Raw genomic sequence first — 12,472 nt, 5'->3', positions numbered from 1 at the left:
AGCGATGACGAACAGGCATGGCCCGCTCCGTGGGCTCGGATCCCGGATCCTCGTCGCCGCGTTCGACGGCTGGAACGATGCGGGCGAGGCTGCGACGACCGCGCTCTCCGCACTGCGCGAGGCTGGCTCGTACGAGAAGGTCTGGTCGGTAGACCCCGAGCTCTACTTCGACTACCAGTACACCCGCCCCGCCGTCTCCTACGGGGCGAGCGGCGAGCGCGTCCTCACCTGGCCGGGCGCGTCGCTCTGGCGACCTCTCGGCGACGGACTTCCCGAGGTCTGGCTGCTGTCCGGCACGGAGCCTGCTCGAGCCTGGCAGGGCTTCGCCGCGGAGATCGTCGACCAGGCGTTGGCAGCCGACATCACCGGCTTCGTGACATTGGGCGGCATGATGTCCGATGTGCCGCACACTCGGAAGGTTCCGATCCACGCGTCGAGCGATAACGCGGACATCCGCGGAGAGTCTGGGTTCGAGCGGTCGCAGTACGAGGGGCCCGTGGGGATTCTCTCCGTCCTGTCTCTCGCCATGGAGGGCGTCGGGGTCCCGGGGCTCAGCCTGTGGGCGAGCTTGCCGCACTACACCGCAGGGCAGGGGCCGAGCCCGCTCGGAGCGCTCGCTCTCATCACCGCGATCGGTGAGATCACCGGAACGGAGCCGTCGCACGGGTCTCTCGATGCCGAAGGGCGTCGTTGGGAGGCGGCCGTCGACGCCGCGGTCGCGGAGGACGAGGAACTCGCCGCCTACGTCGGCGAGCTGGAGCGCGCCCGAGACGAGTGGGACTCCCCCGACGCCACGGGTGATGCGCTCGCGCGCGAGTTCGAGCGGTACCTACGACGAGACGGAGATGGCCCGCAGCGTCCGTGACGCGGCGGGCCATCAAGCCGGGCGGAATCAGGCTGAGATCGCCGGGATCACACCCAAGCCGAGCAGGATCATCAAGACGACCCCCAGCACCACGCGATAGATCACGAACGGCAGGAAGCTGCCCTTCTTGAGGTACTGCATCAGGTACTTGATCACGAGAATGCCGACGACGAATGCGACGACGGTCGCGATCGCAGTGTCGCCCATCGAGTAGGTCTGGCCGGTCTCGTCGAAGCTCTTGTAGAGCTCGTACAGCCCCGATCCGAAAACAGCCGGAATGGCGAGCAGGAACGAGTACTCGGCCGCCGCGGTCCGGGAGAAGCCGAGCGCGAGGCCCATCGTGGTGGTGGCTCCCGAGCGCGAGACGCCGGGGATGAGCGCAAGCACCTGTGCGAGACCGAAGGCCAGTCCGCGGGGGTACGTGAGGTCTTGCAGTTCCCGGTTCTTCTTGCCCAGGTAGTCGGCGAGTCCGAGAATCAGGCCGAACACGATGAGGACGCCGGCGACGAGCCACAGGTTGCGGAACGGTCCGCGGATCTGCTCTTGGGCCACGAAGCCGATCACGCCGATCGGGATCGTTCCGATGATCACGAGCCAGCCCATGCGGGCATCGGGGTCGTTGCGCGGAACCTTCCCGGTGAGCGATTGCGCCCAGCGGGAGATGATGCGGACGATCGTGCGCCAGAAGAAGATGATGACGGCGAGCTCGGTGCCCAGCTGGGTGACGGCGGTGAACGTCGCTCCCGGGTCGGCTCCGCCGGGGAGCATGAGCCCCACGACGCGGAGGTGCGCGCTGGAGGAGATGGGAAGGAACTCGGTGAGACCCTGGACGATGCCCAGGATGATCGCCTCGAGAACGTGCATGTATCAGTAGCTCCGGAGAAGGTCGATCAGCACCCGCTGACCGAACACAAGTGAGTCGACAGGCACTCGCTCGTCGACTCCATGGAACATACCCGTGAAGTCCAGGTCGCTCGGGAGGCGCAACGGGGCGAAACCGTATCCGGTGATGCCGAGCCGACCCAGCGCCTTGTTGTCGGTGCCACCCGACAGCAGGTAGGGCAGCACGGGAGCACCCGGGTCGTGGCGACCGAGGACAGCGACCATTGCCTCGACCAGGTCGCCGGCGAATGGCGTCTCCAGCCCGACGTCTCCGACCACCGTCTCGACGGTGATGTCCTCCCCCAGCAGCTCGCGCAGCTCGACGAGGAACTGCTCCTCCGTACCCGGAAGGACACGCACGTCGATGAGCGCTTCGGCATGATCCGGGATGACGTTGTGCTTGTAGCCGGCGGTGAGACCGGTCGGGTTCGTGGTGGTGCGCCACGACGAACGCAGGAAACGCTGTGCAGCACCGGCGAACGCGGCCAGTTCGTCGGGGTCGTTCGTGTCGGCGCCGGCGATCTCGCGAATGCGGGCGACCAGCTCGCGCGTCGTATCGGTGAGAACCACCGGCCAGTCGCGCTCACCGAGCAGTGCCACAGCACGCGCCAACTTCGTGACGGCGTTGTCGCGGTGGTAACCACTGCCGTGACCCGCCGTGCCGGACGCGCTCAGTCGCAACCACAGCAGCGCCTTCTCCCCCACCTGAAGCAGGTAGGAGCGCTGCCCGGCGACATCAACGGAGTATCCGCCGACTTCGCTAATCGCCTCGGTGGCGCCGGCGAACCACTCGGGACGCTCCTCCACGACGCGCGCGGACCCGTACTCGCCGCCGGCCTCCTCGTCGGAGAAGAACACCACGATGAGGTCACGCTCGGGCTTCGCGCCGGCGCGGATGATCTCGGCGACCGCGGTGAGGATCATGGCGTCCATGCCCTTCATGTCCACCGCGCCGCGACCCCAGAGCAGGCCATCGCGGATCTCGCCGGCGAACGGATCGACGCTCCAGTCCGCCGCGACAGCGGGGACGACATCGAGGTGGCCGTGCACGACGAGTGCGGGCTTGGAGGAGTCGCGTCCGGCGATGCGGGCCATCACGCTCGTGCGCCCTGGCGCAGACTCGTACGTCTCGGTCTGCAATCCCAACGCGCCGAGATACGCGACCACATACTCGGCGGCCTCACGCTCGCCGTTGGCACGGCCCTCGCCGTAGTTGCTGGTGTCGAATCGGATCAGATCGGCGGCGATGCGCGCGACCTCGGGAGTCTCATCCTGGGCCATGTCTCCACGGTACGGCACGCCCGAGGTCGCCCCGTGTTCGCGACGTCACGAACAGTCGTGCTAAAGTCGACTCTTGTCGGAACGGCGTGGAAACAAGCCGGGAAGACGAACAACACAACATCACGCGCGGGTGGCGGAATAGGTAGACGCGCTAGCTTGAGGTGCTAGTGCCCGATAGGGCGTGGGGGTTCAAGTCCCCCTTCGCGCACGTGATATTGGCCCCGAAAAGTCCTGGTCATACAGGACTTTTCGGGGCCGTTTCTGTTTCCTGGGTGCAACTCATGACACACCTATGACACGCTTCTGGCCCGCGCGCTCGGTCGACGGGCGCCACTGTCAGACCATCGACTCCTCGTTCGAGGATCATCCACACCACAGCAGATCGCGGTTCATGTTTCGGGTTTACGCGGTCCGTACCTTCCCGAAGTAGTCGTCGTGTACGCCCGGTGTGCACCCCGATAGATTGACGCCATGCACCCGACCCGCACCGGATCCCGACTCATTCGAGCCGTCGCCGCCTTGGCGGCGGTGCTGATACTCGGAAGCTCACTGGCTTCCTGCGCACCTGAAGAGCAGGCCAAGCCCGAAAGACCAACGGCGATTGTCGCCAGTGTCGAGGCGGACACACAACCTACTGTCGAAGTCGCCCCGCTCGACGCGCCGTCCCGGCAAGGGATCACGGATCTTGGTGCCATCACCGGTTTCGTCGCCGGAACACCGATGAGCGTTGAGCTCGCGGGCGAGATCCCCAACACGGGCGTGACTCTCACCCGCACCTACGCGACTCCCCTCCCGGAGGCTGCTGCGGCGACATTCGCATTCTGGAACGCGGAAGTTGAATCGTGGCAGGCGGTCCCCTCAACACTCTCTGACGACCGGCGCACCCTCACCGCGGTCGTACACCATCTGTCGTGGTGGAACGACTTCATCGCCGGTGGCAAAGAGGTCATCGACGAGATTGTCGAAGGGGCGAAGAATGCTGGCCAGGCCGTGGGCGAATGGGTGAACGACTCCGCGACAGACTTCGCTGAAGGACTCCGCTGGGGAGTGGGAAACATCTTCTCAACCCGCGTTGAACTTCCCGAATGTGACTTTCCGACGCCCAACTGGGTGCAGGAGATCTCCGTACGCACGGACGTCGACGACCCCGTTCGATTCTGCGTCGGGTACGACAAAGCGCAGCCTCAGCTGCTGGTTGTGAATGCTCGCTCGAACCGCGGGTACGGCTTCCCTGTTGAACTCGCTGTGAAACCCACGTGGCAGTACAACTCGTCATCGGAGAACACGCTCGGGGCTGATATCGAGATGCTCGGGCACATCGATGAGGTGGTCGGGAAAGCGATGGGACAGCTCCTCAACAACGGACGCTTCGTGGCAGCTGGTCAAGAGATCAGCTACGGCATCCCGGCGAGCGCGATGAAGGGGTACGACGCGGAGTACCTGATCGAGCTGCCAGCGCCCACAGGAGCACAGTTTGTCGTCTCGACCATTTCGCAACTGGTTCTTGCGTGGGGAGTCGACAACGTCAGCGGGATGCTGGGAGCGAGCATCGCCGTCGCGAGTTGCTGGAGCGACTTCGCCTCGTCAGACAACGCTTCGAAGGTCGCGATCTCCGTGCTCAAGTGCTTGTCCGGCGCAGATACGGAGATCGCTCAGATGTACGCCACGATGCTGCTGAAACACGGGTTGGCAGAGAAGGCTGCAGCAGCTCAAGCAGCCAAGTTCGTAGCGAGATTCTCCCTGGTCCTGGCGTTCATGCCAGCGATCGTGTCGTCGTTCGACTACGCCGCAGAGGTCAACTTCCCGCGGAATGTGCGAGCTCTGACCATTTCGTTGAACAAGAACGCCTTCGAATCCAAGCCGATCTCGCCGGAGGCCGTCGCGAATTATCTGATACCTGCCGGAGCATGCCCGCAGTGGGAGGGATCGAAGCCGATTCAGCTGAAGAACGGGCAGGGAGAGAACTTCGACGCCGATGAGCGAGGTACTGGCATCGTAGAAACCAAGTTCATCGGCAAGGCTGACCTCAACGGAGATGGCAGCGAGGATGCGGTGCTGGCAATCGACTGTACCGGAACACCTGTTGCGCATTGCTGCGCCGGCCGAGCGTCAGTGTTAACCACTATCGTGGCGCTCGACGTATCCAGCGGCGATCCGACTCTCATCGGCCAGCCCTTGGACGGCGAAGAGCTTGATTCATCCGAAGGCGAGGTGTCGGCGTACATCTCGCTCCGAGAAGATGAGATGCCGTGGCTCGATGGAACCAACATTCTGGTCTATGAGGGTCCGATCTACGACCTGAAAAACGTCGACGAAATGAAGCGTATTTCCGGCTGGTTCCGATATTCGCTGGAGGACGGAATGTGGGTTCGTTCGGCCGTGTAGCCGATGCATGGCGGGGCCGACCGACCACCGGCGGCCCCCGCTCGTTGCTCGCTGTCCGAGTCGGCTTTTCAGCTCAGCGTAGAACTCACAGCGGACCACGGTGTGGCGATTCGTTTCGTCTCTCGCCGTGCGTCAGCGCGAGTCACCTTCGACGGCGCGACGAGGTAGACCAGAGCGCCAGACCGATCAGCGGGATCTGGAACGGCAAGCGAAGCAGCCGCTTGCGATCTGTGTCGAGGCCGAAGGCGTCGCGCTTGTTCTTCCATTGCGAGACGTTCCCCGGGAACACCGCGACGAAGAACGCGGCCACAATCGCTCCTACGGCGCGACGCTTCCAGCCGCTCACCAACGCAGCACCGAGCGCGATCTCAACGACGCCGGAGGCCACCACGGTGGTGTCCTTGCTGAGGGGCACCCAGTCCGGAACCTGAGCTCGAAAGTCGGATCGGGCGAAGGTGAGGTGACTCACGCCCGCCACGGCGAGCGTGGTGCCGAGGAGAATGCGCGCTGCCGACCTGAGTCGCATCGCTGAGGTCGTGTGCATGCCCCAACCGTAGACGTCTCCCATCAGGAATGTCAGGGGGCGACACCTCCCGATCGCAGAATGCACGCAGATGGACGCGTTCGACACGCGCGGGATCCATTCCGGGAATCCTCCACGGGGAGCCGCGGTTGGGACGGGTATTCCGACATACGCTGCGGGATACCACGAGAGTCGACACACCAGCCGGCTCCGCAGGAACGGGAGTTCTCATGCCTTTTGTGACCACCGAAGACGGCACCGACATCTACTTCAAGGACTGGGGCCCGAAGGACGCCCAGCCCATCTTCTTCCACCACGGCTGGCCGCTGTCCTCGGACGACTGGGACACCCAGATGCTGTACTTCCTGAGCAAGGGGTTCCGTGTGATCGCCAGCGACCGTCGCGGCCACGGCCGCTCCTCGCAGACGGGTGAGGGCCATGACATGGACCACTACGCCAGCGACGTGAACACGGTGGTCGAGCACCTCGACCTGCACAACGCGATCCACATCGGCCACTCCACCGGCGGCGGTCAGGTCGCCCGCTACGTCGCGAAGTACGGTCAGCCGCAGGGACGCGTGGCGAAGGCCGTCCTCGTCTCCGCCGTCCCGCCGCTGATGGTGCAGACCGACGCGAACCCGGAAGGCACCCCGATCGCGGTGTTCGACGGATTCCGTGAGGCTCTCGCCGCGAACCGTGCCGAGTTCTTCCAGGCCGTCGCGTCCGGCCCGTTCTACGGCTTCAACCGTCCCGGTGCCAAGGTCTCCGAGCCGGTGATCGCGAACTGGTGGCGTCAGGGCATGACCGGCAGCGCACAGGCCCACTACGAGGGCATCAAGGCGTTCTCCGAGACCGACCAGACCGAAGACCTGAAGGCCATCACCGTCCCCGTCCTCGTCCTCCAGGGCGACGACGACCAGGTCGTCCCCTACCAGGACGCCGCGCTCAAGCAGGCTGAGCTGCTCAGCAACGCCACCCTCAAGATCTACGAGGGCTACTCGCACGGCATGCTCACCATCAACGCGGACGTCATCAACCCCGACATCCTCGCCTTCATCCAGCAATAAGCCCGAGGAGCAGGCTCCGGGCGGTGTTCGACCAGGTCGGACACCGCCCGTGGTGTTTGCGCGAACAAGAACGCCGACAGGCGGAGTTTGTTTGGAATCCAAACGAAACTCCGACGAAACACGCGCGTGTGAGCATTTCCTCGTTCTCACATTGATCGGGGCGGGAAGCCGCGGGCGGGTTCGGATCCACGAATCGGAAGCGCCGGCGGCCTCGCCCCCGCATCGGAAGAAGTCGTGCAATGAACCAGACAGAAGTTTTCCTCAGTCGTCGTACGGTGTTGCGTGGTGCGGCCGCCACAGCGGTCCTGGTGCCATTCGGGTTGTCTCTGGCGTCGTGTGCGGCGCCAAGCGGTGGGACGGGTGGCTCGTCCGCTCCGGCGGGTGAGATTACTGCGGATAATCCGTTTGGCGTTGCTGCGGATTCGACGGTTGACGCGGTCATCTTCGATGGTGGCTATGGCGTCGACTACGTCGAGAACGCGGCGAAGATCATGGAGGGCAACAAGGGCCTCTCCGGCGTCAAGGTCAAGGTCTCGGCCTCCACGAAGATCGCTCAGGAGCTGCAGCCGCGGTTCGTGGGTGGGAACCCGCCGGATCTGATCGACAACTCTGGTGCGAACTCGATCGGCTGGAACACGATCCTTGACCAGTTGGAGGATCTCAGCGAGGTCCTCGAGGCGAACAACCTGGAGGGCGAGAAGATCGCCGACACGCTGTTCGACGGTGTGAAGGCTCCGGGCACGTTCGGTGACAAGTTCGCGGCGTTGAACTATGTGTTCACGACGTATGGGTTGTGGTATTCGGGGTCGTTGTTCGAGGAGAACGGCTGGGAGCCGCCGAAGACGTGGCAGGACCTGAAGACTCTGGGTGCTGCCGCGAAGGAGAAGGGCAAGTATCTCTTCCTGTGGGGCAAGGAGGCCGCGACCTACTACCAGACCTTCGTCATCGACTCCGCCGTCATCCAGTCCGGTGACGACGTGCGGTTGCCGCTTGAGAACCTCGCCGAGAACTGCTGGTCCCACCCCACGCTGCAGGCGATCCTCACCGAGCTGCACGCGCTGATTCAGGCGGGCTACGTCAAGCCAGGTGGTGGTGGAACGCAGTTCACCCAGGCGCAGTCGCAGTGGAGCCTCGACCAGGAGGCGCTGCTGTACCCGTCGGGGTCGTGGATCGAGAACGAGATGAAGAAGACCACGGCCGAGAACTTCCAGATGAAGGGTGTGCGTGAGCTGCCCTGGGACGACAAGGCCACCACCCCCGCCGGGTACATGCGCGCCGAGGCCGGTGAGCCGTTCGTGGTCCCCAGCAACAGCAAGAACCCCGCCGGTGGGAAGGAGCTGCTGCGCACGATGCTGTCGAAGGAGGCGGCGTCGGCGTTCTCGAAGGAGAAGCTCGCTCCCACGGTCGTGAAGGGCACCGTCCCGGACGACGGGTTCGGATCCACCGCCCTGGTCTCGCAGGTCGAGATGATCGACGCGGCAGGCTCGGGCATGTTCACCATCAAGTCCACCAACCTGTACGGCATGAACAGTGATCAGCTCCCGATCTGGAACTCGTTCCTGGACGGCAAGATGACCGTCGAAGAGATCACCAAGCAACTCCAAGCCCTCGTCGACAAAGTCCGCAACGACAGCTCCGTCGAGAAGATCGAGATCAAGTGACCGTCTCGACCACGACGCGTGGTCGAGAGATCGAGGCACCCCGCCCGAGGCGTCGTCGCGCGCCCCGGGCGGGAATGCCCCGCAAGCTCACGCTCGACTACGTGTCCTTCCTGCTCGTCTTCCTCGGGCTGCCGCTCGCGATCTTCCTGATCTTCGTCATCTCGCCGTTCCTCCAGGCCGTCTACTACTCGATGACCAACTGGACCGGCTTCTCCCCCGCGATGGACTTCGTCGCGCTCGACAACTTCGTCCGTCTCTTTCAGGACTCGTCGTTCCTCCAGGCGATGGGCAACAACATCGTGCTCGCGGTGGTGGTGCCGCTGATCACCATCGCCATCGCGCTGGTGTTCGCCAGCATGATCACGGTGGGCGGCGCGAGCCACGGTCAGGTCCGCGGGCTCAAGGGCTCCAGCTTCTACCGCGTGATCTCGTTCTTCCCCTACGTCATCCCGGCGATCGTCATCGCGATCCTCTGGAACATGATCTACCAGCCCAACGGTCTGTTGAACGGACTGCTCGCCCTGGTCGGGCTCGACACCAACGAATTCTCCTGGCTGGGTGATGAACGCACCGCCATGGGCGCGACGATCTTCGTGATCGTCTGGAGCATGGTGGGCTTCTACATGGTCCTCTTCGTGGCTGCCATCAAAGGCATCCCCGCGGAGACACTCGAAGCCGCGCGACTGGATGGAGCCGGTCGCTTCCGCACCGTGGTCTCGATCCTGCTGCCGCAGATGCGCGACAACGTCCAGACCGCATACATCTACCTCGGCATCCTGGCGTTGGACGCCTTCGTCTACATGGCGGGCCTCAATGCCACCGGCGGGCCGGGCAACAGCACGCTCGTGATGAGCCAGTATCTGTTCCGTACCGCCTTTGAGAAGGGTCAGTTCGGCTTGGCAAGTGCCATGGGCGTGGTTCTCGCGGCCATCACTCTCGTGTTCGCCGCGCTCGTGATCGGGGTGTTCCGACTGTTGGGCGGCAAGGATGATGGAGACAAAGCATGACCGCGATCGACACGACCGTTCAGCAGGAAACGCCACCGGCGACCGCTCCCGTCCCGGCTCCGCGACGCAGACGGATCGGGACCACTCGCGGCGATCGTGCGGTCGGCATCTCTTCGCACGTGGTGCTCGGCCTGTGGTCGCTGGTCGTCATCCTCCCGATGATCTGGACCGTCATCGGGTCCTTCAAGACCACGCCGGAGATCTTCTCGTCACCGTTCGGCCTGCCGGCCAGCTGGAACTTCGACAACTACGTGAACGCGTGGGTAAAGAACAACTTCGGCGGCATGTTCCTCAACACGATCATCGTGGTCGGGGTCTCCCTGGCGCTCGTCATGGTCCTGGGTGCCATGTGCGCGTATGTGCTCGCGCGCTTCTCCCTGCCGGGAAGTCGCGTCGTGTACTACCTGATGCTCGCCGGTCTCACCTTCCCGGTGTTCCTCGCGATCGTGCCGCTGTTCTTCATCCTGCAGGGCATGGGTCTGCTCAACACCCTCCCCGGACTGATCATCACGTACGTGGCGTTCGCTCTCCCGTTCACCGTGTTCTTCCTGTTCTCGTTCTTCAAATCACTGCCATACGAGATCCAGGAAGCCGCCTACGTCGATGGCGCCAGTGAATGGCGCACATTCTTCCAGGTGATGCTCCCGATGGCCAAGCCCGGTATGGCGGCGATTGCGATCATGAACTTCCTCGGACTCTGGAACCAGTTCCTCCTCCCAATCTCGCTCAACACGAATCAGGACAACTACGTACTCTCTCAGGGCATGGCGACCTTCGCATCCGCGGCCGGATATCAGGTGGATTTCGGCGCCATGTTCGCTGCCGTCGTCATCACCATCGTCCCAGTGCTCGTCGTGTACATCCTCTTCCAGCGTCAGCTGCAGGGATCCGTGTCCCAGGGCACGTCGCGATGACTACGCACGAAGGCGGCGGGCGCAGTGCGTCCGCCGCCTTCGTGCGCGATGAGAATCCACAGTCACCGACGTCAGGCTTCTGCGCGGCGAAATCCGGCTAGGCTCGGGCCGGAGCGGTCGGGGACGAGGTCGTCGGGGACTCCCGATCGGAACGGGGATATGAAGCGGACGTGGGTGGTCATGCGGCACGCGATGCCCATGATGCTCGCACAACTCATTCCTCTCGCCTCAGGATTTGTCATCGTCTCACTCGCGCTCAGTCTGGGTCGGGACAACTTCGTCACCGTCACCGGAATGTCCGCAACGATCGCCGGTCTCGGCGCGCTGATCACTGTCGGCGTTGCCATCGCCACCCTTCGCGATCTTGCGCACGCGGGGGACGATGCCGACAAGATCGCGCGGGCTCTGTCCTGGAATCTTCGTATCGCGTCTGCGATCTCCGCTGTCACGCTGTCGGTGAGCCTGATCACGACCGTGGCGCTCTGGCTGGTGCTCCCGCAGGGATCCCTGGCGCGAGCGGGCATCCTGATCGCTTTCCTCTTGCAGATCCCGAGCTACCTCATCAGCCCGCACATCAGTGTGCTCTCGTCGGTGTTCCAGCATCTCGACCGCGAGAAGGAGAACTTCAGCATCACGCTGAGCAGAAGCGCCGTCGCCCTCGCCGTCGGTGTCGTCGTGGTGTTGTTCGTCGATGACGATCTGACCGCGATCGGGCTGCAGGCCGTGGTGGGGTCCGTCATGGCCGGAACGATGCTCGCCGAACGCAGACGCCGACTTGTGCGATCGAACATCCACACGCGTGTTTTCCCGCCACCCGCATTCGACGGCCGAGCGATCTGGGATCGGGCGGTCAACTCGCTCGATGGTGCCGTGTTCATGCTGCTCTTCATTGTGGCGCAGCTCATCGCCGCGAGCATCTCGGTGGAGGTGGGAGCGCAGGTCGCGGGTGCGGTAGCGTTCTGCCGCACGGTCATCATTCCGTTGAAGATGATCGGAGTGACGGCGGGACGCCTGAGTCTCCGCGAGCCCGGCGCGCGTCGCGCATTAGCCGGCGCGTCGATCTCTGCGACCGCGGTGATCGTGGTGCCACTGGCTGGTCTCCTCGCGGTGTCGGCGTCGCTGGGCCACAGTCCGCTGTCCGATGCGGTGCTCACACTTCTCGTTACGGTTCAGCTTCTCGTTGAGCCCTGTGCGGGCTCGCTGTTCTCGTTCCTGCGGGTGGCGTTCGGCTCACGGTCAGGACTTGCAGGCCTGATCGTCTCTTACGTGATCGTCGCGCCTGTCGTTCTTGTGATCTGTCGATTCACGCTGCCGACCGCCGTCGGCATCTGGATCTGTCTTCTCGGCGTTCGGTTTCTCTTCGCAACTGTCACCCTGCTCGCGCTCCGTGCTGGCCTGTTGCGGGCTGGAGAACCCAGGTGACAAACGGCTGCCCCGCGACGCCCTCGCGTATCCGCAAGGTCGGATCCCACCCGCGACGACGGTAGAAAGACTTCGCACGTTCGTTTCCATCCCACACCTCGAGCTCGGCGGCACGACGGTTGCGACGGGCTTCGAACGCTTCGTACAGGCGGGCGCCGATCCCGGTCCCGATGGCCGGAGGCACGACATAGAGCCCCACAACCTGAACCGGCCCCGACTGATCCGCAGGTTCGCGGAAGTGAATGAAGCCGAGCAGCGACGACGACGGAGACTCGATCACCAGCGTCGTGCGATCCGCGTCCACGAGGAAGCGAGACCACATCGGCAGGCGATCGCGCCGCGCGTCCTCCGGGTCCAGCGCGCTTCCGTATGAGAACGAACGCGAAGCGACGTGCACCGCTGTGATCGCGCTGGCGTCGGCGCCGGTTGCCTCGCGAAGTCTGCCGATCATCGGTCCATTTGACC

The 12,472-nt window shown here is 64.1% G+C and carries 11 protein-coding genes and 1 tRNA gene; 8 read left to right on the top strand and 4 right to left on the bottom strand.

The features are described from left to right. Positions 1-4 precede the first annotated feature (4 nt). Positions 5-865 (top strand): proteasome assembly chaperone family protein, encoded by an 861-nt coding sequence (locus tag ABTV68_RS09885; RefSeq protein ID WP_433677461.1) that lies wholly within the window; start codon positions 5-7, stop codon positions 863-865. Positions 866-892: 27 nt separating this feature from the next. On the opposite strand, the gene ABTV68_RS09880 is transcribed toward ABTV68_RS09885, so the two are convergent. After that, positions 893-1,729, bottom strand: a complete 837-nt coding sequence (locus tag ABTV68_RS09880; protein ID WP_433677460.1) for an undecaprenyl-diphosphate phosphatase — start codon at positions 1,727-1,729, stop codon at positions 893-895. A gap of 3 nt (positions 1,730-1,732) precedes the next feature. Next, a complete protein-coding gene (locus ABTV68_RS09875; protein ID WP_433677459.1) occupies positions 1,733-3,028 on the bottom strand; it encodes a M20/M25/M40 family metallo-hydrolase in 1,296 nt (431 codons plus the stop codon). A gap of 124 nt (positions 3,029-3,152) precedes the next feature. On the opposite strand from ABTV68_RS09875, the gene ABTV68_RS09870 reads away from it, so the two are divergent. Together ABTV68_RS09870 and ABTV68_RS09865 are read left to right on the top strand one after the other, a co-directional pair. Further along, positions 3,153-3,236, top strand: a tRNA-Leu gene (locus ABTV68_RS09870). A 263-nt stretch (positions 3,237-3,499) separates the two neighbouring features. Continuing rightward, positions 3,500-5,413: a hypothetical protein gene (locus ABTV68_RS09865; RefSeq protein WP_433677458.1), complete on the top strand. Its 1,914-nt coding sequence runs from the start codon at positions 3,500-3,502 to the stop codon at positions 5,411-5,413. 142 nt (positions 5,414-5,555) lie between these two features. Here the strand turns inward: ABTV68_RS09865 and ABTV68_RS09860 are convergent, their stop codons facing one another. Beyond that, entirely contained in the window at positions 5,556-5,957 is a 402-nt protein-coding gene (locus ABTV68_RS09860) for a DoxX family protein (protein ID WP_433677456.1), read from the bottom strand. A gap of 209 nt (positions 5,958-6,166) precedes the next feature. Between ABTV68_RS09860 and ABTV68_RS09855 the strand changes: the two genes are divergently transcribed. The 5 genes from ABTV68_RS09855 to ABTV68_RS09835 all read left to right on the top strand — a co-directional run bounded on the left by ABTV68_RS09855 (position 6,167) and on the right by ABTV68_RS09835 (position 12,007). Next, a complete protein-coding gene (locus tag ABTV68_RS09855) occupies positions 6,167-7,003 on the top strand; it encodes an alpha/beta fold hydrolase (protein WP_433677455.1) in 837 nt (278 codons plus the stop codon). 239 nt (positions 7,004-7,242) lie between these two features. Next, entirely contained in the window at positions 7,243-8,664 is a 1,422-nt protein-coding gene (gene ngcE, locus ABTV68_RS09850) for an N-acetylglucosamine/diacetylchitobiose ABC transporter substrate-binding protein (RefSeq protein ID WP_433677454.1), read from the top strand. 74 nt (positions 8,665-8,738) lie between these two features. Continuing rightward, positions 8,739-9,671, top strand: a complete 933-nt coding sequence (locus ABTV68_RS09845) for a carbohydrate ABC transporter permease (RefSeq protein WP_433677588.1) — start codon at positions 8,739-8,741, stop codon at positions 9,669-9,671. Further along, on the top strand, positions 9,668-10,585 hold the full coding sequence (locus tag ABTV68_RS09840; RefSeq protein ID WP_433677453.1) for a carbohydrate ABC transporter permease: 918 nt from the start codon (positions 9,668-9,670) through the stop codon (positions 10,583-10,585). The genes ABTV68_RS09845 and ABTV68_RS09840 overlap by 4 nt, the downstream gene beginning before the upstream one ends. A 159-nt stretch (positions 10,586-10,744) precedes the next feature. Continuing rightward, positions 10,745-12,007: a hypothetical protein gene (locus ABTV68_RS09835; protein WP_433677452.1), complete on the top strand. Its 1,263-nt coding sequence runs from the start codon at positions 10,745-10,747 to the stop codon at positions 12,005-12,007. Here ABTV68_RS09835 and ABTV68_RS09830 read toward each other — a convergent pair. Then, on the bottom strand, positions 11,955-12,458 hold the full coding sequence (locus tag ABTV68_RS09830) for an N-acetyltransferase family protein (protein WP_433677451.1): 504 nt from the start codon (positions 12,456-12,458) through the stop codon (positions 11,955-11,957). The two genes, ABTV68_RS09835 and ABTV68_RS09830, sit on opposite strands and share 53 nt — an antisense overlap. Positions 12,459-12,472: the final 14 nt, after the last annotated feature.

The sequence above is a fragment of the Microbacterium gorillae genome (assembly GCF_050990725.1).
In the GTDB taxonomy this organism is placed as follows: Bacteria; Actinomycetota; Actinomycetes; order Actinomycetales; family Microbacteriaceae; genus Microbacterium; species Microbacterium gorillae_A.
Note: the sequence above shows the minus strand (reverse complement) of the source record. Positions and strands in the feature narration are given on the sequence as shown.

Coding starts and splice junctions, on each gene's coding strand:
- ABTV68_RS09885 (WP_433677461.1), top strand. CDS start 5: ATGACGAACAGGCATGGCCCGCTCCGTGGGCTCGGATCCCGGATCCTC.
- ABTV68_RS09880 (WP_433677460.1), bottom strand. CDS start 1,729: ATGCACGTTCTCGAGGCGATCATCCTGGGCATCGTCCAGGGTCTCACC.
- ABTV68_RS09875 (WP_433677459.1), bottom strand. CDS start 3,028: ATGGCCCAGGATGAGACTCCCGAGGTCGCGCGCATCGCCGCCGATCTG.
- ABTV68_RS09865 (WP_433677458.1), top strand. CDS start 3,500: ATGCACCCGACCCGCACCGGATCCCGACTCATTCGAGCCGTCGCCGCC.
- ABTV68_RS09860 (WP_433677456.1), bottom strand. CDS start 5,957: ATGCACACGACCTCAGCGATGCGACTCAGGTCGGCAGCGCGCATTCTC.
- ABTV68_RS09855 (WP_433677455.1), top strand. CDS start 6,167: ATGCCTTTTGTGACCACCGAAGACGGCACCGACATCTACTTCAAGGAC.
- ngcE (WP_433677454.1), top strand. CDS start 7,243: ATGAACCAGACAGAAGTTTTCCTCAGTCGTCGTACGGTGTTGCGTGGT.
- ABTV68_RS09845 (WP_433677588.1), top strand. CDS start 8,739: ATGCCCCGCAAGCTCACGCTCGACTACGTGTCCTTCCTGCTCGTCTTC.
- ABTV68_RS09840 (WP_433677453.1), top strand. CDS start 9,668: ATGACCGCGATCGACACGACCGTTCAGCAGGAAACGCCACCGGCGACC.
- ABTV68_RS09835 (WP_433677452.1), top strand. CDS start 10,745: ATGAAGCGGACGTGGGTGGTCATGCGGCACGCGATGCCCATGATGCTC.
- ABTV68_RS09830 (WP_433677451.1), bottom strand. CDS start 12,458: ATGATCGGCAGACTTCGCGAGGCAACCGGCGCCGACGCCAGCGCGATC.